14 protein-coding genes are annotated in these 23,281 nt (G+C 69.7%); 6 read left to right on the top strand and 8 right to left on the bottom strand.

Translation table 11 applies throughout. The features are described 5' to 3' along the window. Positions 1-27 precede the first annotated feature (27 nt). Entirely contained in the window at positions 28-1,554 is a 1,527-nt protein-coding gene (locus tag AC3B5T_RS16115; protein WP_055475007.1) for an MFS transporter, read from the bottom strand. 104 nt (positions 1,555-1,658) lie between these two features. Here AC3B5T_RS16115 and AC3B5T_RS16110 point away from each other — a divergent pair, with 104 nt between their 5' ends. The 4 genes from AC3B5T_RS16110 (at position 1,659) to AC3B5T_RS16095 (ending at position 11,436) form a co-directional block, all read left to right on the top strand. Further along, entirely contained in the window at positions 1,659-2,753 is a 1,095-nt protein-coding gene (locus AC3B5T_RS16110; protein WP_055475008.1) for a glutathione S-transferase family protein, read from the top strand. Beyond that, on the top strand, positions 2,750-3,508 hold the full coding sequence (locus AC3B5T_RS16105) for a hypothetical protein (RefSeq protein ID WP_010842952.1): 759 nt from the start codon (positions 2,750-2,752) through the stop codon (positions 3,506-3,508). Before AC3B5T_RS16110 ends, AC3B5T_RS16105 begins: the two co-directional genes overlap by 4 nt. Further along, the gene (locus AC3B5T_RS16100) at positions 3,502-7,425 is read left to right on the top strand and encodes an ABC transporter ATP-binding protein (RefSeq protein WP_055475009.1); all 3,924 of its coding nucleotides are present in this window, start codon (positions 3,502-3,504) and stop codon (positions 7,423-7,425) included. Before AC3B5T_RS16105 ends, AC3B5T_RS16100 begins: the two co-directional genes overlap by 7 nt. Before the next feature lie 183 nt (positions 7,426-7,608). After that, entirely contained in the window at positions 7,609-11,436 is a 3,828-nt protein-coding gene (locus AC3B5T_RS16095; protein ID WP_488358779.1) for a multifunctional oxoglutarate decarboxylase/oxoglutarate dehydrogenase thiamine pyrophosphate-binding subunit/dihydrolipoyllysine-residue succinyltransferase subunit, read from the top strand. Positions 11,437-11,516: 80 nt separating this feature from the next. Here AC3B5T_RS16095 and AC3B5T_RS16090 read toward each other — a convergent pair whose 3' ends face one another. The 4 genes from AC3B5T_RS16090 to AC3B5T_RS16075 are packed head-to-tail and all read right to left on the bottom strand — an operon-like array spanning position 11,517 to position 17,054. After that, positions 11,517-12,815, bottom strand: coding sequence for a glycosyltransferase (locus AC3B5T_RS16090; RefSeq protein ID WP_055475010.1), 1,299 nt, complete (start codon positions 12,813-12,815; stop codon positions 11,517-11,519). Then, on the bottom strand, positions 12,812-14,179 hold the full coding sequence (locus AC3B5T_RS16085) for a hypothetical protein (RefSeq protein ID WP_055475011.1): 1,368 nt from the start codon (positions 14,177-14,179) through the stop codon (positions 12,812-12,814). Before AC3B5T_RS16085 ends, AC3B5T_RS16090 begins: the two co-directional genes overlap by 4 nt. A gap of 32 nt (positions 14,180-14,211) precedes the next feature. Next, positions 14,212-15,690, bottom strand: coding sequence for a hypothetical protein (locus AC3B5T_RS16080; RefSeq protein ID WP_055475012.1), 1,479 nt, complete (start codon positions 15,688-15,690; stop codon positions 14,212-14,214). After that, entirely contained in the window at positions 15,687-17,054 is a 1,368-nt protein-coding gene (locus AC3B5T_RS16075; protein ID WP_055475013.1) for a glycosyltransferase, read from the bottom strand. The genes AC3B5T_RS16080 and AC3B5T_RS16075 overlap by 4 nt, the downstream gene beginning before the upstream one ends. A gap of 113 nt (positions 17,055-17,167) precedes the next feature. Between AC3B5T_RS16075 and AC3B5T_RS16070 the strand changes: the two genes are divergently transcribed. Then, positions 17,168-18,487 carry a glycosyltransferase gene (locus AC3B5T_RS16070; protein WP_231632651.1) on the top strand — a complete coding sequence of 440 codons (1,320 nt, stop codon included), beginning with the start codon at positions 17,168-17,170 and terminating at the stop codon, positions 18,485-18,487. A 31-nt stretch (positions 18,488-18,518) separates the two neighbouring features. On the opposite strand, the gene AC3B5T_RS16065 is transcribed toward AC3B5T_RS16070, so the two are convergent. The 3 genes from AC3B5T_RS16065 to AC3B5T_RS16055 are packed head-to-tail and all read right to left on the bottom strand — an operon-like array spanning position 18,519 to position 21,253. Next, positions 18,519-19,391, bottom strand: coding sequence for a glycosyltransferase family 2 protein (locus tag AC3B5T_RS16065; RefSeq protein ID WP_010842944.1), 873 nt, complete (start codon positions 19,389-19,391; stop codon positions 18,519-18,521). A gap of 45 nt (positions 19,392-19,436) precedes the next feature. Beyond that, a complete protein-coding gene (locus tag AC3B5T_RS16060) occupies positions 19,437-20,264 on the bottom strand; it encodes an ABC transporter permease (RefSeq protein WP_010842943.1) in 828 nt (275 codons plus the stop codon). Beyond that, on the bottom strand, positions 20,261-21,253 hold the full coding sequence (locus AC3B5T_RS16055) for an ATP-binding cassette domain-containing protein (protein ID WP_055475014.1): 993 nt from the start codon (positions 21,251-21,253) through the stop codon (positions 20,261-20,263). Before AC3B5T_RS16055 ends, AC3B5T_RS16060 begins: the two co-directional genes overlap by 4 nt. Positions 21,254-21,819: 566 nt before the next feature. Between AC3B5T_RS16055 and AC3B5T_RS16050 the strand changes: the two genes are divergently transcribed. Continuing rightward, positions 21,820-23,280: a condensation domain-containing protein gene (locus tag AC3B5T_RS16050; RefSeq protein WP_055475015.1), complete on the top strand. Its 1,461-nt coding sequence runs from the start codon at positions 21,820-21,822 to the stop codon at positions 23,278-23,280. Position 23,281 lies beyond the last annotated feature (1 nt).

Genomic DNA, 23,281 nt, shown 5'->3' with positions numbered 1-23,281 from the left:
CGACCCCGACCCGGGCGGTCGGGTCCGCTACCGGGCGTCGGTGACCACGGCCTGCGGGTCGACGACCTGCGGTGGGACGTTCTGGTGCGCGGGACGGACGAAGAAGAACGTCGCGACGACACCGATCAGCAGCGCGGCGGCCGGTAGGTACAGCGACTGGCCCATCGCGGTGGCGAAGCCCTCGCGGAGGAACTCCGGCAGCTGGCCCGTCCCGCCGTCCTGCGCGTTCTCGGCATCGACCCCGGGCAGCTCGGCCGCGAGCCGGGTCTGCAGGAGCGCCCCGATCATGGCCGACCCCAACACCGAGCCGATGACCCGCAGCGTGTTGTACACACCGGCACCGGCGCCGGCCTGGTGCCACGGCAGGTTGCGCGTGGCCGTCGCCGCCAGCGGCGCCCAGATGCCGGCCGAGGCGACACCCATCAGGCACAGCGGGACGACGATCAGCCAGACCGGGGTCTCCGGACGCGCCACGAAGCCCAGCCACGCGATGGCGATCGCATTCAGCAACAACGCCGAGGAGACGATCGTGCGTGGATGGACGCGGTCGACCATCCGACCCACGAACGGGGCCAGGACGCCGGTCAGCACGGCCATGGGCACCAGGACGACCGCCGACTCTGTCGGCGACATCCCGCCGACGAGCTGGAGGAAGAAGGTCAGCGGGATCATCAACCCCGACACCGCGAAACCCATCGAGGCGATGCCGATCGTCGACAGCGAGAAGTTGCGGTCGCGGAACAGTGACAACGGGAGCAGCGGCTCCGTGCGAATCCGGGACTGCCAGTAGACGAAGACCCCGAGGATCACCAGACCACCGACGATGAGGAGCCAGATCCAGGCGTCCCAGTCGAAGGTCTCGCCTTCCTGGATGCCGAACACCAGCGCGGACAGACCGACGGCGGACAGCGCGACGCCGATCCAGTCGAACTGGTGGTCGTTGGTCTCGACCCGGGGGACGAGAACGGCGGCGAGGACGAGGCCGACGACGCCGACCGGCAGGTTGATGAAGAAGATCCACTCCCAGCCGAACGCGTCGGTCAGGACACCGCCGAGCAGCGGTCCGACGAGTGTCGCGACACCGGCGACGGTGCCCCACACACCCATTGCCGCTCCGCGCTTCTCGGCCGGGAAGATGCGCGTGATGAGCGCCATCGTCTGCGGGGTGATGAGCGCTGCGCCGACACCCTGCAGGGCGCGCGCCCCGATCAACTCACCGATCGACGACGACAGTCCGCACCAGAGACTGGCGACGGTGAACACCGCGAGACCGATCTGATACATCGTCTTGGGACCGAACTTGTCGCCCAGGCGGCCGGTGATCAGCAGTGGCACCGCGTAGGTGAGCAGGTACGCGCTGGTGACCCAGACGACGCCGTTGACGTTCGTGTCGAGATCGGCCTGGATGCGCGGCTGCGCGACCGCCACGATCGTCATGTCGACGAGGATCATGAAGAAGCCCACGCAGAGCGCCAGCATCGCGGCCCACGGTCGGGTCGTGACCATCTCGTCGGTACCCGCGTTCTCGCCGCGGGTGGCGTCGCTCGATCGCATTTCCCCGATGCTAGACCTGTCCGTTTCAGCCACGACCCGCACGACGCGGGGTCCGGCGCCACAGCTCGCCGTGTATGTCACGGCGGATCATTACTGTGGAACCCATGAGCACCGAGACCGATCACAGCACCGGGTCCGCGTCCGACCCGAGCGCGGCATCGACGAGCGAACAGGGTTCGTACGTGATGACCGGCGAGGAGTTCGTCCGGGACACGAAGTACATCGAGACCCGCATCACCGCCGACGGCCGGGACGGCTATCCGGTGGAGGCCGGCCGGTACCGGCTCGTCGCCGCCCGGGCGTGCCCGTGGGCCAACCGGACACTCATCGTCCGGCGGCTCCTCGGACTCGAGGACGCCATCTCACTCGGTCTCTGCGGTCCCACCCACGACAAGAACTCGTGGACCTTCGATCTCGACCCCGGCGGCGTGGACCCGGTGCTGCAGATCCCCCGGCTCAAGGACGCCTACGAGAAGCGGATCCCCGGCTATCCCAAGGGGATCACCGTGCCCGCGATCGTCGACGTGCCGACCGGAGCGGTCGTCACCAACGACTTCCCACAGATCACCATCGACTTCTCCCTGGAATGGACCGCCTTCCACCGCGACGGCGCGCCGGAGCTCTACCCCGAGCGTCTGCGCGACGAGATCGACGAGGTGAGCCACGGCGTCTACACCGAGGTCAACAACGGCGTGTACCGGTGCGGATTCGCCGGCAGCCAGGAGGCCTACGACGCGGCCTACGACCGGTTGTTCACCAAACTCGACGAGCTGTCGGACCGATTGTCGACGCAGCGCTACCTCGTCGGCGACACCATCACCGAGGCGGACGTGCGCCTGTTCACCACGCTGGCGCGGTTCGACGCGGTCTACCACGGCCACTTCAAATGCAACCGCAGCAAGTTGAGCGAGATGCCGGTCCTGTGGGCCTACGCCCGGGATCTGTTCCAGACACCCGGCTTCGGCGACACCACCGACTTCACGCAGATCAAGCAGCACTACTACATCGTCCACACCGATGTGAACCCCACGCAGATCGTGCCCAAGGGCCCGGACCTGCGCGGCTGGCTCACCGCGCATCATCGCGAAGACCTCGGTGGACGCCCGTTCGGCGACGGCACACCCCCTGGCCCCCCACGACCCGCCGAGGTCGTGCCCGAAGAGGATTGGGTACCCCAGAGCATGAGAGACCGGACATGAAAGACAAGTCGACACAAGGGGTCTCGACGAACAAGGGCCGCACGCCACCCGGCAAGGCGGTCGAGGTGACCGGCGGACTCCTGGACCGTGCGCAGCGACTGCAGGCGCCTGCGGTGAAGAAGTACGTGGACTCGCTGCGACGGAAATACCCCGACGACTCACCCGCGCAGATCGTCGAGCGGCTCGAGAAGCGCTATCTGAACGCGGTCACCGGGTCCGGCAGCGCCGTCGGCGCGGCCGCCGCAGTGCCCGGGGTCGGCACGATGACCGCGTTCGGAGCGATGACCGGCGACACGGCGTTCTTCCTCGAGGCGTCGGCCCTGCTGGCGCTGTCGATCGCCGAGGTGCACGGCATCCCGGTGCACGAGTCCGACCGCCGCAAGGCACTCGTCATGACCGTCGCGCTCGGCGAAGAGGGCGTGCTGGCACTCGGCCGGGTGGTCGGCACCGGCGGCGGCGCGCTGCGCAGGCTCGGCGGCGCGGCTCTGCCGTCCGGCGCGATCACCAAACTGAACAAGACCCTGGTGAACAAGCTCGTCCGGAAGTACGCGATCCGGCGGGCGCCGCTGATCTTCGGCAAGCTGATGCCCGCGGGGATCGGTGCGGTCATCGGGGGCGCGGGCAGTCGCGCGCTTGGCCGCAAGGTGGTGCACAACGCTCGCGAGGCCTTCGGACCTGCTCCCCGTGCATGGGTCATCGACGTCGACTTCACCGAGACCCCGACCCCGGATCCGCTCCCGCCCGGTTCGTGGTGATCGCGGCGTCCCCACCGCCCACTCCGTCCGCGGCGGCGCCCGGCTGGATTCGCCGGCTCGTCGGCGAATCGTGGCGATACCGGCGCGTCGTCGTCATCACGATGACCGTGACCCTGATCGCGGTCGGGGTCGACGTGCTCATGCCGCTGCTGACGAAGGCCGCGATCGACCATGCCACCGGCGTCGTCGACGACGGTCTGCCGCTGCGGACGATCATCGTCGCGTTGGTCGTTTTCGCGACCGTTCGCTACGCCTGCCATGTCGGCCGGCGGGTGTTCGCCGGGCGACTGGCCGTGAGCGTCCAGAACTCGCTGCGACTCCGGCTGCTCGACACCCTGCTGCACCTCGACGGGCGCAGCCAGCACCAGATCCGCACCGGTCAGATCGTGTCCCGGTCCATCACCGACATCCAGGTCGTGCAGAGCCTGCTCGCCATGGCGCCGTTGTCGTTGGGCGCCGCGGTGCAGATGGTCGTGGCGCTGGCGATCATGGCCTATCTGTCGCCGCTGCTGACCGGGGTGGCACTGCTGATCGTCCCGCTGATCGCCGTCGAGGTGTGGCGGACACGGCGTCGCCTGTTCGCCGCGACCTGGTCGGCCCAGCAGTCCGCGGCTGATGTGGCCCAGCACGTCGAGGAGACCGTCACCGGCGTCCGGGTCGTGAAGGGCTTCGGACAGGAAGAGCGCGCCGTCGACGACCTCGTCACCCGGTGCCGGACGGTGTTCGCGCGCCGACTACGGGCCGCGCGGATCAACTCGCGGTTCGCCCCGACGCTGGCCGCCATCCCGCAACTGGGCATGGTCGGGGTGATCGTGGCGGGCGGTTACCTCACGATGACCGGCGCGATCACCGCCGGCACCTTCCTCGCGTTCAGTACCTACGTCGCCACCATGACAGGCATCGCACGGCTCCTGACGAACCTCGTCGTCAACGCGCAACTGGCTCGCGCGGCGGTCGAACGCGTCTACGACGTCATCGACCACCCTCACGATCCGGGCGACACGGCCACCGGCTCACTGCCCGGCGGGCCCCTGGGCGTCGAACTGGCCGGCGTGGGGTTCGCCCACCACACACACGACGCCGACGACCCGCCCGCGGTCCTGTCCGGGATCGACCTCCGGATCGAACCGGGCGAGTGTGTGGCGATCGTGGGTCCCCCCGGTTCCGGCAAGTCGACCATCGCCGACCTGGTCAGCCGGTTCGAACGCCCCGACACCGGGACGATCTCCCTGCTCGGTGCGAGCACCGGAGACGACGCGGTCCGGACCCGGCACCCCATCGACGAACTGGCACCCGAGGCCCTCCATCGGGCCGTCGCCGTGGTCTTCGACGAGCCGTTCCTGTTCTCGGACACCATCACCGCCAACATCGCCATGGGCCCGGGCGCGGCGGACCCCGATGCCGCCGACCGGGTGCGGGCGGCGGCCACAGCCGCCGACGCCGCAGAATTCATCGACGCGCTCCCCGACGGGTACGACACCGTCATCGGCGAGCGCGGACTCACCCTGTCGGGCGGCCAGCGCCAGCGCATCGCCCTGGCGCGGGCGCTTTTCGCCGATCCCCGCGTCCTCGTGCTCGACGATGCGACGTCCGCGGTGGACGCGACCACCGAGTCCCGCATCCTGGGCGAATTGCGCAACCGGCAGGCCACGATGCTCGTCCTCGCTCATCGCCGGTCCACGCTCGTTCTCGCCGATCGCGTCGCCGTGCTCGACGACGGCCGGATCACCGCGCTGGGGACGCTCGCCGAGCTCGAGGCGACCTCACCGCGATTCCGCGAGCTGATGTCGAGCCCGGCGCACACGGCCCCCGACGGCCACACGGGACCGACCGCGGTCGCCGACACCGCCCCACCGTTGCGCGGGCCGACCGCGGCCGACCTCGAAAACCTCTGGCCGAGTGTCGAATCCGATTCCGCCGAGGTCACGGCCCGGACGTCGGTCCCGGCCGGGGCGGGCTCGCGGACCGGTCGCGGCGGCGGCGTCGCCAGCGCCCTCGGTTCGATGCCGGCCACACCCGAACTCCAGGCGTCGGTGGATGCCCTCCCGCCCGCGGTGGAGCGACCCGAGGTCGACGTCGACGCCGCTCGGCGCGAGAACCCGGTGTTCACCCTGCGCGGACTTCTGGCGCCGGTCCGGTGGCTGCTCGCCGCCGCGTTGCTGGCCATCGCCGTCGACACCCTCGTCGGTCTGGCCTTCCCGAGCATCGCGCGGGCGGTCATCGACGCGACGGGCCACGCCGAACGGTCGACGCTGGTGTGGGCCGCGCTCGGCGGGGTCGGGCTCGTGGGCGTCGGCTGGGTCGCCGCGAAGTCGATGACCATCACCTCGACCACGGCGGGCGAGCGCGTGCTGTTCGGACTGCGGATCCGCAGCTACGCCCACATCCAGCGGCTGGGACTCGACTACTACGAGCGGGAGCTGTCGGGTCGGATCATGACGCGCATGACGACCGACATCGACGCCTTGTCGACGTTCCTGCAGACGGGGCTCACCTCGGCGATCGTGGCGGTGCTGACCCTCGTCGGCGTCGGGGTCGCACTCCTGGTGACCGGTCCCCTGCTCGGATTGCTGGTGCTACCCGTCTTCCCGCTACTGATCGCCGCGACGATCGTCTTCCGCCGCGTCGCGAGTCGGGCGTACACGCGCTCACGCGAACTGATCAGTGTCGTCAACGCCGACTTCCAGGAGAACATCGCCGGCATCAAGACCACCCAGACCTACCTGCGCACCGACAGCGCCCAGACGCGGTTCGCCCGGCGCTCGGCGGAATGGGTCGAGGCCCGGATGGTGTCGCAGCGGGCGATCGCGACCTACTTTCCGCTGATCCAGCTCATGTCCGACATCGCCACCGCGATCGCGCTCGGCGTCGGCGCCGGTCAGGTGGCGTCGGGCTCGCTCTCGGCGGGCACGCTCGTGGCCTTCGTCCTCTATCTGACGATGCTCTTCGGCCCGGTGCAGCAGCTGTCGCAGGTCTTCGACGGCTACCAGCAGGCGGCGGTGGGTCTCCGGCGCATCGGCGACCTGCTGCGCACGCCGAGCTCGTTGCGCACCTCGGCGCGGGCCGAGTCCCCACCGGACACCGGTTTCGACGGCGTCGTCGACTTCGACCGGGTCGGATTCCGCTACGAGGGCTCCTCGACGGACGCGCTGTCCGGCGTCGACCTGCACATCCCGGCCGGGTCGTCCCTGGCTCTGGTCGGCCGGACCGGTGCCGGGAAGTCGACGATCGTCAAACTCCTGGCCCGCTTCTACGATCCGACCTCCGGACGCGTCGTCGTCGACGGCACCGACATCGGCGACTACGACCTCGCGGGCTACCGCCGCCGTCTCGGTCTCGTCCCGCAGGAGCCGCACCTGTTCACCGGCACGGTCGCCGAGAACATCGCCTACGGCCGGCCCGGTGCCGATCGGGTCGCGATCGTCGACGCCGCGGCCGCGGTCGGCGCGCTGCGCATGATCGCCGCCCTCCCCGGTCGGATGAACCACCCGATCGGCGAACGCGGCCAGGGTCTCAGTTCGGGGCAGCGCCAACTCATCGCGCTCGCGCGAGCCGAACTCGTCGAACCCGACCTCCTGCTGCTCGACGAGGCGACCGCGACCCTCGACCAGGCGACCGAGGCCCAGGTGCTCGCCGCCGGGCGCGCGGTAACGCGGCACCGCACCTCCGTGATCGTCGCGCACCGGCTGGCGACCGCCGCCCGCGCCGATGCCATCGCGGTGGTCGACGGTGGGCGGATCGTCGAGCTCGGAACACACGAGGAGTTGCTGGCGTTGGGAAAGAGGTACCGCGGCTTCTGGGATGCCGGTGTCGATCCCGACGAGCCGGCGGTGCCCGACACCGATGCACCGGCTCCGACCAGCGCACGGACCGCCGCCGTGACGGTCACGCGGGCCACCTCGGAACTGACTCCGTAGTAGTAGGTCGGTCAGCGCGAGCGAGTCGACGACGCGTAGCATCGTCAGGTGGTTCACCGATAGTCTCCACAAGAGACGACGCGTGGCAGAGAACCCGGCACCTTCAGGGAATTGAGGCGAGATACCGCTGTGAGCAGCAGTTCGATTTCAGACTTCGGACAGAACACGTGGCTGGTCGAGGAAATGTACCAGCAGTACAAAGAAGACCCGAACTCGGTCGATCCGAGTTGGCACGAACTACTGAAGAACTACGAACCCGGCGACAACGGTAGCCCCGCCGCGTCCGCCTCTCCGCCCTCGAAGTCCGTAAAGCCCTCCGCCACAACGTCTTCCGCCACAACGGCGTCGACTTCCGCCTCGTCTTCGACGACGGGTTCGTCGACCAACGGGTCCGCCCGCAGCAACTCCGCACCTGCCGCCGAAGCCGCGCCGCGCAAACAGGTCACCCTGGATCAGACCCCCGCCCGCACCGCGCCGCGCAAGCCTGCCCCCGCCAAGGAGTCGACCGCGACGAAGGCCGCATCCGGCCACAGCGTCGCCAGCCGCGACGGTTCGGCGCGTTCGCAGCCCAAGCAGACCAAGCCGGAGGCGGGCAAGGCGTCCGCCGCGCAGAAGTCCGAGAGCACCGACAGCACCAAGGTGTTGCGCGGTCCCGCCGCGGCCATCGCGAAGAACATGGCGTTGTCGCTGGAGATCCCGACGGCCACCAGCGTCCGGGCCGTGCCTGCCAAGGCGATGATCGACAACCGCATCGTCGTCAACAACCACCTCGCGCGCACCCGTGGCGGCAAGATCAGCTTCACCCACATCCTGGGCTACGCGATCGTGCAGGCCATCAAGGCGTTCCCGAACATGAACCGGCACTACGCCGAGATCGACGGCAAGCCGAACGTCGTCACGCCCGCGCACACCAACCTGGGCCTGGCGATCGACCTGGTCGGCAAGGACGGCAACCGGACGCTCGTCGTCGCCGCGATCAAACAGTGCGAGACCATGGGTTTCGCCGAGTTCTACACCGCATACCAGGACATCGTCCGCCGCGCGCGTGACGGCAAGCTCGGCGCCGACGACTTCTCCGGGGTCACCATCTCGCTGACCAACCCGGGCACCATCGGCACCGTGCACTCGGTGCCGCGCCTGATGAAGGGTCAGGGCGCGATCATCGGCGCGGGCGCGATGGAGTACCCGGCCGAGTTCCAGGGTGCGAGCGAGGAGCAGATCGCAGAGCTCGGCGTCGGCAAGCTCATGACGCTGACGTCGACCTACGATCACCGGATCATCCAGGGCGCGGAGTCGGGCGACTTCCTGCGCACGATCCACGAGCTGCTGATCGACGACGCGTTCTACGACGAGATCTTCACCGCGTTCCACGTCCCCTACGAGCCGGTCCGCTGGCGTCGCGACCTGCCCGCCGGTCTGGTCGACAAGAGCACCCGTGTGCTCGAGCTGATCGCCGCCTATCGCAGCCGCGGGCACCTGATGGCCGACATCGATCCGCTCATGATGGACAGCGATGCGCGCAGCAGCCATCCGGATCTGGACATCCAGAACTACGGCCTGACCCTGTGGGACCTCGATCGCAGCTTCAAGGTCGGCGGATTCCACGGCCAGGAGAAGATGAAGCTGCGGGACGTGTTGTCGATCCTGCGGGACGCGTACTGCCGGCACGTCGGTGTCGAGTACACCCACATCCTCGAACCCGAGCAGCAGAAGTGGCTGCAGGAACGGGTCGAGATCAAGCACGTCAAGCCGCCGGTCGGCGAGCAGAAGTACATCCTGAGCAAGCTCAACGCCGCCGAGGCGTTCGAGACCTTCCTGCAGACCAAGTACGTCGGGCAGAAGCGCTTCTCGCTCGAAGGCGCCGAGTCGGTCATCCCGATGATGGACGCGGTGATCGACCAGAGCGCCGAGCACAGTCTCTCCGAGGTCGTCATCGGCATGCCGCACCGCGGCCGCCTGAACGTGCTCGCCAACATCGTCGGCAAGCCGTACTCGAAGATCTTCAGCGAGTTCGAGGGCAACCTGAACCCGTCGCAGGCGCACGGTTCCGGTGACGTGAAGTACCACCTCGGCGCCGAGGGCAAGTACTACCAGATGTTCGGCGACAACGAGATCAACGTCTCGCTGACCGCCAACCCCAGCCACCTGGAGGCCGTCGACCCGGTCCTCGAAGGTCTGGTCCGCGCCAAGCAGGATCTCATGGACGAGGACGATCGCTTCCCGATCCTTCCGCTCATGCTGCACGGTGATGCCGCGTTCGCCGGTCAGGGCGTGGTCGCCGAGACCCTGAACATGGCGATGTTGCCCGGATACCGCACCGGCGGCACCGTGCACATCGTGGTCAACAACCAGGTCGGGTTCACCACCGCGCCCGAGCACTCGCGCTCCACCGAGTACTGCACCGACGTCGCGAAGATGATCGGTGCGCCGATCTTCCACGTGAACGGCGACGACCCCGAGGCCTGCGTCTGGGCCGCCAAGCTCGCCGTCGACTATCGCCAGGCGTACCACAAGGACGTCGTCATCGACCTCGTCTGCTTCCGTCGCCGCGGGCACAACGAGGGCGACGACCCGTCGATGACTCAGCCGGCGATGTACGAGGTCATCGACACCAAGCGCGGCGTCCGCAAGAGCTACACCGAAGCCCTGATCGGTCGCGGTGACATCTCGACGAAGGAGGCCGAGGACGCCCTGCGCGACTACCAGGGTCAGCTCGAGCGGGTCTTCAACGAGGTCAAGGAACTCGAGAAGTTCAGCGTCGAGCCGTCTCCGTCGATCCAGGCCGATCAGACCCTGCCGACCAAGCTGGTGACCGCCGTCGACAACAAGACGCTGGAGCTCATCGGCGACGCCTTCGTCAACGTCCCCGACGGCTTCACCCCGCATCCGCGCGTCAAGCCGGTGCTGGAGCGGCGTGCCGAGGCCGCCCGCAAGGGCAACATCGACTGGGCCTTCGCCGAGTTGCTGGCGTTCGGCTCGCTGGTCATGGAGGGACGCACCGTCCGGCTGTCCGGCCAGGACTCGCGTCGCGGCACGTTCACGCAGCGTCACTCGGTACTCATCGACCGTTCGACCGGTAAGGAGTACACGCCGCTCAACCATCTGCAGCCCGCCGGTGAGGAGAACGACGCCGAGAGCAACGGCGGCCGGTTCATGGTCTACGACTCGCCGCTCTCCGAGTTCGCGATCGTCGGCTTCGAGTACGGCTACTCGGTCGGCAACCCCGATGCACTCGTGGTGTGGGAGGGTCAGTTCGGCGACTTCGTCAACGGCGCGCAGTCCATCATCGACGAGTTCATCTCGTCGGGTGAGGCCAAGTGGGGCCAGCTCTCCGACGTCGTGCTGCTGCTGCCGCACGGCCACGAGGGACAGGGACCCGACCACACCTCGGGACGCATCGAGCGGTTCCTACAGCTCTGTGCTGAGGGTTCGATGACGGTCGCACTGCCGTCGACGCCGGCGAGCTACTTCCACCTGCTGCGCCGCCACGTGCTCGACGGCATCAGCCGCCCGCTCATCGTCTTCACCCCGAAGTCGATGCTGCGCAACAAGGCCGCCGTCAGTCCGGTGGAGGACTTCACCGAGGACAAGTTCCGGTCGGTCATCGACGACCCGCGCTTCGAGAAAGACGGCGCCGATCGCAGCAAGGTGAAGCGGGTGCTGCTGGTGAGCGGCAAGCTCTACTACGAGCTCGCCGCCCGCCGCGACAAGGAGAAGCGCGAGGACATCGCCGTCGTACGCATCGAGCAGCTCTACCCGGTGCCGCACCGCCGGCTCCGCAAGACGCTCGAGCAGTACGGCAACGCGACCGAGTTCCGGTGGGTTCAGGAAGAGCCCGCCAACCAGGGCCCGTGGCCGTTCCTCGGTCTCTGGCTGCCCGAGGTGCTGCCGGACCTGCTCGGCGGTCTGCGCCGGGTGTCGCGCCGCGCGATGTCGGCACCGTCGTCGGGTTCGAGCAAGGTCCACGCGGTCGAGCAGCAGGAGATCCTCGACGAGGCCTTCGGCGAGTAGCCAGTACGACTGTCGTCACCGCGGCCACCGACCCAGAGGGTCGGTGGCCGCGGCCGTTGTGGCCCCGATCGTCTCGACGCCTATCGCAACCGGGACTCACAGATGTCGGCAGCGGCGGCGACGGCCTTGTCGGGGGATGTCATCCGCCGTGCGAAAGCGGCAGCCGCCGAACGGGTCTCGGCGGCGAGCACCGTGGCCAGACCCGCGTGCGCGTCGTCGTCGGTGAAGGTGGACAGCCGCACGGCCGCACCCACCCGCAGGGCCCGGACCCGTTCGCCCCAGAACGGTTGATCGGCGGTGACCGCACAGACGAGGGTCGGAAGTCCGGCTCGCAGGCTCGCCGCGGTGGTCCCGGCGCCGCCGTGATGGACCGCCGCGACGCAGCGAGGCAGGACCGACGCGTGGTCGACGCCCGCGGTGTGGAAGACATCGGGGTCGTCGGGATCGATCCCGGTCGCGTCTCCCATCGCGATCAGGCAGCGCACCCCGTGGGCGCGCGCGGCGGCGCGCCAGCGTGCGATCACCGTCTGCGGCTCGAGGATCGGCATACTGCCGAAGGTGAGGAACACCGGCGGTTCGCCCGCATCCAGCCAGCGGGCGAGTTCGTCGGCATCGGCTCCGATCTCCCCGATCCCCGCCCGGCTCGCCGCCGGCAGGTCGAAGAACCCGACGAGGGGTTTGCGATCATCCCACTCCGCCGCCAGGCCCGGGACCATCTCCGGGTCGTAGGCCTGGATCTGCGGGATCCGGTCGGCACCCAGTCGCCGCGGCAGCGGGCGGCGGCTCGGGGGAAGCCCGATCCGGCGCCGGAAGCGATTCTCGTTCCATCCGGTCGCGATCCAGGTCAGGCGATCGGCGATACGCCAGGATCGGCGCTTCCACGCCGGCGACCACCGCTCGGTGAGACCGGGCACGGCGCCGATGAGTCCGTTCTCCGACATCGGGCCGAATCTCAGCACGGCCAGTGGGATGTCGAGACGTTCGGCCACCGCCACCACGCGGTCCTGGCAGAGCGGCGCGGCGACGAGGAGATCGGCGTCGTGCAGCGGCGCGGTCTCCGGCACGAACAGCCGCTCGAGGTCGGTGTCGAGGGCGTCGAATCCGCCACGGACGGTCCGCAGCGCGAACGCCGCGCGCGCCACCGGGTTACGGTTGCCGCGCGCCGACCGCGCATCGTCCGACGACCACGCCGCGTCGGAGTCGAGACCGATCTCGTGGACGTCGCCCACACCGGTGGCCCGTGCGAGGCCGGCCAGGTTCGGCGGGACGAGGACGCTCACGCGATGCCCGCGCATCAGGAGTTCGAGGGCCAGGCAGATACCCGGCTGGATGTCGCCGCGGCTGCCGTACAGGACGATCGAGACGTGGTGCGCCGTCACCAGAATCGGTGTCCGATCCGCCAGGCGGTCAGCTCGTCGGCGATGAGGGTGCGCAACCGCCCGGGGTCGCCGAAGTCGTCGGGGTCGATACCGAAGAACGTGAGCGTGACCGTGTCGCCGTAGGTGACCGCCCATGCGGCGATCGCCGGACCCCGCACCCGCCGTTCCTGCGCGGGCATGCCCTGCATCACCGCGCGGATGGCGAACCGGGACGCCGTGCGGTCGCCGATGCGCAACGCCGAGTCCGGCGTCGTCCCCAGATTGGACACGGTCGTGTCGGGTCCGGGGATGGCACGCATCATCCGGCCGATGAGTCGCTTCGGAAGCATCCGGACGATCGGCTGCAGATTGTCGGCGGCCTGATCGGCCCCGGACTCGGCGTAGTCGACGAAGGCCTGCTTGCTCGACGCCCGGATGCCGGCGAGGTCGGTGCCCGGCTCGACGGGATCGGCGAGCCGAATCCACACGCCGCCCGACGCATTGGCGCGGTTGTCCTCGTCGCCGTCCCTCTTGCTGACCGCGATGCACACCCTCATCGGGCCGTCGAGCGGACGGCCCGAGCGGTGCACGATCCCGGCGAGGAGCGCGGTGAACAACGAGTTCTGAGTGCCACCGTGCTCGGCGGCGCGTGCTGCCCACTCGGTTGCCGAGACGTCGACGGTGGCCAGCGTCGTGTCCGGGTCGGGCGCGGACCGCACCCTCCTCGGCCGGTCGGCACGCGCGGATCGCGGAGCGGTTCCGGTGCCGGCGGCCCGTGCCGTGCGCGCCTCGCGGATCAGGATCCGCACCGATCGCGCGGCTGCGCGCACCGAGGCGGCGGCGTCGGCGGCGTCGGCGCGCACGGTGTCCCAGGAGCGTTCACTCCCCGCGGCGGGAAGCCCGGCGGCCCGGCCCGCGGCCGCGTCCGCCACCAGTCGATACAGACCGTGGCCGTCGGTGATCATGTGCGAGGCGAGCAACGACACCGCCCGGCCACCGCCTCGGATCCGTGCCGAGTCGAGCTGCCAGCCCGACCCTCGCACCGGATCGAGACGACTCGCGCGGAGCACCGAATCCGCCCATGCCCCGACGTCGTCGGCGTCGACGACCTCCACCGGCCCGGCCTGCACCGGAAGAGGCGACCGTACCCAGCGGTGGCGGGCGAAGGGGACCCGACGCCGGGCCACCGCACGGTGCAGCGGTCCGGCCGCGAGTCCGGCCCGTAGCGAGTCGATCGCCTCGTCCCCCGGATCGTCATCGAAGATCCAGGTGATCTGGATGGGGGCACCCATCCCGAACAGTTCCGCGACGAGGAGATAGGACTCGTCGGGACCCGTCACGCGAAGCACCTCGGTGGGCCGGGTCTCGGTCGCCGTTGCCGTCACGTGTTCTCCTCTGCATCACGGGGTCTCATGGGTCACCAGATCTCATGGGGCAGTCCCCACGCCGTCAGTTCACGGTCGAGCAGGTCCGCGACCCGGGCGTCGGAGGAGAAACTGGTCTCGTCACAGCCCAGCACGGTGAAGGTCACCTGGTCCCGGGTGCGGACCAGCCACGACTGGACACCGTCGCCGAACCGCTGCCCCGCCGAGGCGTCGACGCCCTGTGCCATCCCGCGGAAGGCGACCTTGCGCGCCGACCTGCCCCCCAGCACCGTCGCCGCCGGCGGCACGTCACCGAGGTTGGAGATGACCGCGTCGGGAATACCGTTGCCCGCGCTGACGATCTTGACGATCACCGCGGGCGGCAGGAACCAGGCCAGCGGTCGCAGGTGGATGTGCGGGGCACGCCGGCCCTCCGACAGGCGGACGAATGCCGCCTTGCACGTCGCCCGGATGCCGCCCAGATCGCCACCGGCGACCGGCTCCTCGGTGAGATACACCGAGACGCCGGCGATCGGGTTGGACCGGGTGTCCTCCTCGCTCTCGCGACGGTCGACCGGCACTCCGACCTTGATCGGGTTCGGCAGCGGCGCATGGCCACTCGACCGCAGCAGACCGCTGACCACGGCGATGAACAGGGTGTTGGCGGTGCCATCGTGTTCCGCGGCGACCCGGTCGAAGTCCGCCGCCGGGACGGTCGCCGTCGCCCAGGTGAACTCGGCGGCGGGCGAGCGTTCGGCGATCGGGGCGCGAACCGGGCGGGGGTCGGGTTCGGGGCCGCCGGCCTTGCGCTGTTCGAGCGCCGCCCGCGCGAGCCCGGTGACGACCGCGACGGCTTGTGATCCGGCGTCCACGAGGTCACCGACCCGCCGGCGACGCCACGAGACCGGCGGGAGGGGCGTCACGCCGGTCGCTGCGGTCGCGGGACCCGACACCGGGTTCAGCGGAACCTCCGACGCGGCGGCGGCCTCGGCCGCGGCCGCGAGCATGCCGCGGCCGTCGGTGACCACGTGCAGCGTGCACAGGGAGACCACGGTGCCGCCGCCCGCGATGGGAACCGACCGCAGCCGCCAGCACCGGCCACCCTCGGCGTCGAGGGGCACCGAGGACATCTCGGCGGTCGCCCACTCGTCGATCTCCGCGTCCGACACCGGCCGGCTGTCGGCGGCCAGTCCGGGTGCGTCGGGCGCATCGACCCACCGGGGACGCGCACCGACGACATCCGGTACGACGAGCATGCGGTTCAGCCGCCCCCGAGCCAGGGCCGCGTTCATCGCGGTCAGTGCCTCGATCGAGACCTCGTCGTCGAACACCCAGACCAGCTGGAGCACGACCGACCAGCCGAGGGCCGGCGTGACGAACCAGAACGGGGCGTCTTCGGAGGTGAGGCGGTCGCCTCGGAGAACCGAGCTCTGCGCGCGCAGCCGCGCCGTGATGCCGCGCAGGCCCCGATCTCCCGCCGCCGGCGGGCCGGCCTCGGGTCGTCCTGTCACGGGCGACGGCATCGTCGTCATACGTCCACCTTCGTTTCGCTGTGCATCTGCGGTCCCCGCGTACTCGGTTCCCTCATGCACGAGCTTGTCACCGAACTCTCGACCGCGTGTACGGCGTCCGCCAGAGCCACGTCCTCGGCCACCAAGACGTCCCGCAGCCGCGCGGCGCGCTCGGCCACCGCGGGGTCGAGCATCGCCGCGACGGCGTCGCACAGCCGATCCACGTCCAGGTCGCGTCCCGCGCGGGCCATCGGCATCGACACGCCGACACCCAGTCGTTCGAGTTCGGCTCCCCAGAACGGCTGGTCCGCGCCGTACCAGCAGATGACCGACGGCCGGCCCGCGCGCAGCACGGCCGCGGTGGTCCCGGCGCCGCCGTGGTGGACCACGACCGCGCACCGGCCGAAGACCGTGCGGTGGTCGACCTGGGACTCGATGCGCACCGCGTCGGACTCGGCGCCGGTGCGCACCTCCGCACTCAGTTCGGTCCAGCCCGCACACACCAGGACACGTCGGCCGAGCCGGCGGCCGAGTTCCGCGACGACGCGGAGGGTGCTCTCCTCTCCCCGCAACGGCATGCTGCCGAAACCCACGTAGATCGGGGCGTCACCGCCGTCGAGCCAAGACGCGAGCGCGTCGGACCCGGCGACCGGGTGCTCCCCCGGCAACCCGAGGAACCCCACCGAGGGTCGAGGACGCGCCGCCGTGTCGGCGATCCACCTCTGGTCGTCGTGCACCCCGAACATCGGGTCGTAGGCCTGCAACTCCAGACCCGCCGCCGCACGGAGTCGAGCGGTGTAGGGCCGCGATGTCCCGGTCGAACCCAGTTCGGCGCGCAGGCGACGCTCGCGTCGTCTGGTGAGGACGCCGAACGCGGCGTCGTAGGCCGCCCACTGCGCACGAACGGCGCGCGGGCCACCCGGGAGGTGACCGGGTACGGGGCCGACGCGGCTGTTGCGGCGCACCGGGGCGTGGTGCAGCGACACCAGCGGAACCCCGGCGGACTCGGCGAAGGCGAGTGCGGGCTGTTCGGTGATCAACCCGCTCACGATGACGTCCGCGCCGTCGACGACGCCGGTCATGTCGGAGACGAGGTCCTCCCACCCGGCGTTCCGCAGCGACAGGAACACACGCAGCCGACGCAGCGGGTGACGACCCGCCTGCTCGCGAGCCCGCGCCACCGATTCGAGGTGGGCGCGGGTGTCCTGGCCGAGGGGCACGACCTCGAGCCGCGCGATCCCGTCCGCCCAGCCCCGGGCCGGCCGCACCATGTTGGGCGGGACCCCGAGACGCACGTCGTGCCCGCGCCGCGCGAGTGCGGTCGCAAGCAGCGTCGCCGGCTGGACGTCCCCGCGGGTCCCGTTGATGACGAACGAGATTCTCATGACACGGCCCCGGTGATCCCGGTCTCCGGCCGCGCGGCGCGGTGGCCGGCCGTGTTTAGAATCGGTCGCCCATCTGACCACACCGACACGTGAGGGGTCCGACGTTGAGGTTCGTGATCGCGGTCAACGGTAGTCGCGGAGACGCCCAGCCGGCCGTCGCCCTCGCCGCCGAACTCCTGGGCCGGGGTCATGGGGTGACTCTCGCGGCGCCACCGGATCTGGTCGGATTCGGCAGCGGTGCAGGTGTTCCCACCGAGGTCTACGGCGAGAGCACACGCGCCCTGCTCGATTCCGGTCTGGTGCGGGAGGACATGCGGTCGAAGAACCCGCGCACCAGGCTGCGTGCAGTGTCGGCCATGTCGGTGCGGGGCGGCCGGACCATGCAGCAACGCTTGCTCGAGCTCGCCGACGGCGCGGATGCGATCATCGCGAGCAGCGCCGGTCAGGAACGCGCCCACAACGTCTCGGCGGTTCTCGGGATTCCACACATCCCGTTGCACTACTGCCCCATTCGGCGCAACAGCTTGGTGTCGCTGCTCGCCCACCTCGGTGTCGATGCCCCGGCGATGGTCAACGACCTGAGCTGGCGGGTCGCCGAACGCGCTCTCTGGCTGGCCACCCGGTCGGCCGAGAACACACTGCGGACCGACCTGGGACTGTCGCCACTGAACCGCCCCTACTCCGAACTGATCGCCCGCACCGGGGTTCCCGAGATCCAGGCCTACGACCCCGCGCTCTTCGAGGGGCTCGCAGCGCAGTGGGGACCGCGTCGGCCGCTGGTCGGATTCTTCACCCTCGCCGCGGCACAGCGAGCCGGGGTGGGCGACGCCGGACTCGACGGAGCTTCGGGCGCAGGCACACTCGGCGAGTGGCTCGACGCGGGCGACGCTCCGGTGTACGTCGGTTTCGGCAGTATGCTGCCGGCCGACCCGGACGGGCTGGCCGACGCGTTCCGTACCGCGGCGCAACGCCTCGGGATCCGACTGCTGGTGTCGGGCGGCTGGAGCGGATTCATGTCGAGCGAATCCACCTCGGGTGCAATGATATCGGGGGACGCCGTGCATGTCGTCGGGCACGTCGATCACGACACCGTATTGCCGAGATGTCGTGCCGCGGTCCACCACGGCGGCGCGGGTTCGGTGGCCGCCGGCCTGCGTGCCGGTCTGCCCACCCTGGTCACCTGGGTCGGAGCCGATCAGCCGATCTGGGGACGCGCGGTGAGCAAGGCGCGTGTGGGTGCCACCTTGCCGATGTCGCGGGTGACCGCGAAGTCGCTGATCCCGGCGCTCGAGCAGATCCTGGACGCGGACACCCGGCGGCGTTCCGCCGATCTCCGCCGCCGGCTCGTACCGCCTGGTGAGGCGGTCCGCTCGGCGGCCGACATCGCCGAGCGGGCGGCCGGCGCCGGGGCGACGGGTAGGCGTGCCGACTGACTCCGGCATGGTCGTGTCCGGACTCCGCCGATCACGGCAGGACACGATCGGAACCACCGCCCCGCACCAGGTTTCGCGGGTCGAGCCGTCCTGTCCGGGTGTCGTAGGACCGCAGCACGACGAGGCGCAACGCGTGCGCGATCGTGATCGCGGGCACGTAGACCGCCGCGGCACCGGCGGCCAGCCCGAATCGACGGTGCAGCAGGAATGTTCGCGGGAGGAAACTCATGTACTGGACGAACGGCACCATGCCGGTCTCCATCCGGCGGGGCGACACCCCGACGGTCAGCGAGCGGAGAAAGGCGTTGCGCCCGCCGGTGTCACCGACGCAGAGACCCATGTCGACATCCTCGAAGATGTTCCGGCGCATGCTGACACGATCCCGGATCACCGCCCAGGTCTCGCGCCGCAGCACCATGTTCGAGCCGTAGAGCACGGGCACCTCGGTCACGGCCTTCTCGCGCCGCAACCGGTTCAGCGGGTGCAGCCGGGTCTTCCATCTGTCGAATCTGCCGGCAAGCGGCACGTCGTAGGCCTCGCCGCGCCCGCAGAGTGCCGACCAGTCTCCCCCGACGTCCGCGGCGAAGAACTCCACGATCGTCCGCGCCCAGTCCGGCGGCACCCGGGTGTCGGCGTCGATCCGGGCCACGAGGTCTCCGGTCGCGGCGTCGAGTCCGGCGTTCCGTGCGTACACCAGCCCCTGTCGTGGCTCGTCGATCGTGCGGATCCGTGGGTGAGCCGAACACCAGGCGTCGATCACCGCACTGCTGCCGTCGGTCGAGTTGTTGTCCACGACCACGATCTCGGTGATCCGGTCGAACTGCGCGGACAGCCGGGCGAGACACTCGCCGATCGTGTCCACCTCGTTGTAGACCGGGACCACCACCGAGAAGGTGAGCGGCATGGTGTCTGCTCCTTGTGCTGATCGGTTCGTCATGGGCGCGGACATTCAGGTCCGCCGCATGTAGGTCCGCAGGGTCACCGGCACCACCACGGCGAGGATCGCCGCCGCGCCCACGAGCGTGTATGCGATGTCGGTCCCCACGTTCTCGCCGGCGGCCAGTCCGCGTGCCGCCGTGACGAGATGGGAGACGGGGTTGGCCGATGCGCAGGCCTGCATCCACCCGGGCATGGTGTCGATCGGGACGAGCGCGTTGGACACGAACGTGATCGGCATCAGCACGAGCATCGAGACACCCTGGACGGTCGACGCCTTGTCGAGCAGGACCCCGAGGAGCGCGAAGATCCAGCTCAACGAGAACGCCACGACCACGATCAGCACGCAGGCGACCACGATCCCCACCGGGCTCGCCGGCCGGTACCCCATGATCAGCCCGACGCACACCGTGATGGCCGAGGCCACCACGTAGCGGAACGTGTTGGCCACCAGCGCGCCGGCCAGCGGAGCGATACGCGCTATCGGCAGCGACTTGAACCGGTCGAAGACCCCGCGGTCGAGGTCCTCGCGCAACTGGACTCCGGTGACGACCGACGCCGCGATACACACCTGGACCAGTACGCCCGGGATCAGCAACGGGAGATAGCCGACGACGTTCCCGGCGATCGCACCGCCGAAGATCGAGGAGAACATGACGGTGAACACGATGGGCAGCACGATGACGTCGAACAACTGCTGTGGATTGTGTTTGATCTTCAGCAGGCCCCGGTGGGTCATCGTGAGCGACTGCATCACCGCGGCCGCCGGCCGAACCCGATCGTGCGCCTCGGGCGTCGCGCCGCCGGAAAGGGCGCTCGGTTGCAGTGATCCCGTGGTCATGCCCGCGCTCCCGTCGGATCGACTTCCGGCGCGGACCGCGTGGGGTCGCCGCCGTCGGTCAGCGCGAAGAACACCTCGTCGAGGGTCGGACGCACGACGTTGACCGACGTCAGCACGATCCCGCGGGCGCGGAGCGCACCGAGGATGTCGGCGAGCGGGTCGATGTCGGACATCGGCAGCACGAGGACCCCCTCGCGCCGGGCGATCGTCGCCTCGCCGCTCGAGGTGAACGGCGCGCACACCTGGGCGGCCGCCGTCACATCTTCCTCGTCGGCGAGTTCGAGTCGCACGCTCATGTCCCCGACGCCGGCCTTCAGTTCGTCCGCGGTGCCGTCGGCGACCACCCGGCCACGATCCATCACCGCGATGTGATCGGCGAGTTCGTCGGCCTCGTCGAGATACTGGGTGGTCAGCAGGACTGTCGATCCCCGCGCGACCATGTCGCGCACCGTCTGCCACATCTGGGCCCGCGTGCGGGGGTCGAGTCCGGTGGTGGGCTCGTCCAGGAACAGCAGGCGGGGCCGGGTGATCAGCGACGCCGCGAGATCCAGACGGCGGCGCATGCCGCCGGAGAAATGCCCCACGCGCCGGGTGGCGACCGCGCCGAGCCCGAACTCGTCGAGCAGTTCGTCGGCGCGGATGCGCGCCCGGCTGCGTGACGATCCGATGAGTCGACCGAAGATCATGAGGTTCTCGCGGGCGGTGAGATCTTCGTCGACGGAGGCGTATTGGCCGGTGACCCCGATGAGCGACCGGACCGCCGTCGCCTGCGTGACGACATCGTGCCCGAAGATCCGGGCGTCTCCGGCATCCGGCCGCAGCAGCGTCGCGAGCATGCGCACGGTGGTGGTCTTTCCGGCGCCGTTGGTCCCCAGCAGGGCGAAGACGCCACCTGCGGGCACGAGGAGATCGACCGCGTCGACGGCCCGTGTGCCGCCGAATTCCTTGGTCAGACCGCGGGCCTCGATGGCCGGGACGGTCGTGGACATGGCACCCCCGATGCGTGTGGTCGACTTCGGCCCCACGGTAGGTGAGCTCCCGAGGTGTCGCAACGTGACCTGTTGCGGTATTCGACACTGCCCGGCAACGGTTTTCGTCGACACGCCGTCTGACTTCGCATTCCGTCGGGACGGCGCCCGATCGCGTCGCAGCTCGTCACCAGTTCTTTACATGAACGCAACGAGAGCCCCGGTGCGTTCACCGCCGTCGATCCGCGATCAGCGAAACAGCCAGGTGCACAGCCGACTTCCACGCCCACACGGTCGATCCTCGACGCAGCGACAACGGCCTCGGTGATGAACGTCACGCGCTCGTGCCGCTGCACGTGTCCGTTGTGACCGCTTAGGCTCGCTACAGACACAGGCGGTTTCGACGTGATCCGCTCGATCCCGGGGAAACTCCCCCGGTGCGTCGTACCGAGTCGCGCACGTGCATCGGGGTACGAGCGATTCCTGTTGTCTCAGATCAGAACTCATGGGCCGGGGGGTCATGTCGTCGAAGGCACGGCATGGTGTCGCGGCCCGGGAACGGATGACCGACACATGGACGACCGCGCATGAAGTTCACCGAGCTGTCCGACTATCCCGTACCGGCTGGGACGGTGACGATCTGGACACCGACCACACGTACGGATCTCGCGGGGTGGCAGTCGGATCCGCGGCCGTTCACCTACGACCAGTCGGCGTCGATACGGCGGTCGGCGGCCGGTGACGACGATGAGAACTCCTGGCTCGGAGCGATTTTCGAGATCGACGACGAGCTCGATGCCGAGCGTTTCGAATCCTGCCTGAACCAGTTCCTCACCCGGCACGAGGCCCTTCTGTCGACCGCCGACCCGACGAGCGACGATCCGCACCACGGACGCCGGACGTACCGGGGCGGCCATCTCGGTGTCGACACCGAGGTGGCCGGCGGATTCGACTCCGGTGACGATGTCCGCGAGCTCCTGACCGGGATCTTCGACGCCAGACTCGCGCCGACGCGCTGGCCGCACTGCATCGTGGCCACCATCTCCTCGCCCCGCGGTGGTTTCTGCGTTGCGTTCGCCGCCGATCACGTGGTGATGGATGCGTATTCGATCCTGTTGAGCATGAGTGAGATCCGGCGCCTGTACATCTCGGCGCGGCACGGCGCGTCCACCGAGATGGCGGATGTCGGAAGTCATCTCGACTTCGGCGTCCATGACCGCGCGGTGGGGCTCGGACTCACCGGCCAGCACCCGGCCGTCTCGCGCTGGCGCACGTTTCTGGACCGTTCCGCGGACGCACCGGGATTCGGTCTGCCACTGGTCCGTCCGCACCTGGAGACCGGGGATCGTGCGCGCACACCGCGCCAGCGCGGCGTCTCCGAGTACGTGGCCACCGACCGCCTGGCGACGTTCGTGACGTCGGCGGCCCGGACGAGCGGACACGGAACGCAGACGGCGGTGTTCGCCGCTCTCGCGGTCACCCTGCGCGCACTCACCGGGCGCGACACACTGCGACTGACGATGCCGATGCACACGCGAACGGAGGCTCGGTACGCGGGATCGGTGGGCTGGTATGTCGGGCTGGCGCCGCTCGAGGTCGATCTGTCCGGCTCGGTCACCTTCGACGACGCACTCACCGCGACGGCGGCCGCGATCGACGAGGTGCGGCACCTGCCGTTGTTCCCCTATCAGCGCATCGTCGAATTGCTCGGCACCGGAGGAGAACCGGAGTTCGTCGTGTCGTACCTGGACATCCGTCACGTCCCGGGAGCCGCCGAATGGGATGCGGCCCGGGCGCAGATCCTGCGGGGCGGCTCGAGGTCGGACCGTGAGGTGTACCTCTGGATCGCGCGGGTGCCCGGCGGGATCACGGTGTCGGCCCGGCATCCGGGTCACGATCCCGCCGACGCGAGCATCCGCGACCTCATCACGACCTACGCGACGATCCTGCGGACGCTCGCGACCGAGGGAACAGCACTCCCGCTGTCCTCCTACACCTGCGCGACCTTCGCCGGCACCGCCGCGCTGGACGACGCCCGCCCCGCCTGAT

Source organism: Gordonia sp. G4 (genome assembly GCF_057770005.1).
This window is presented reverse-complemented; position numbering and strand designations above follow the sequence as displayed.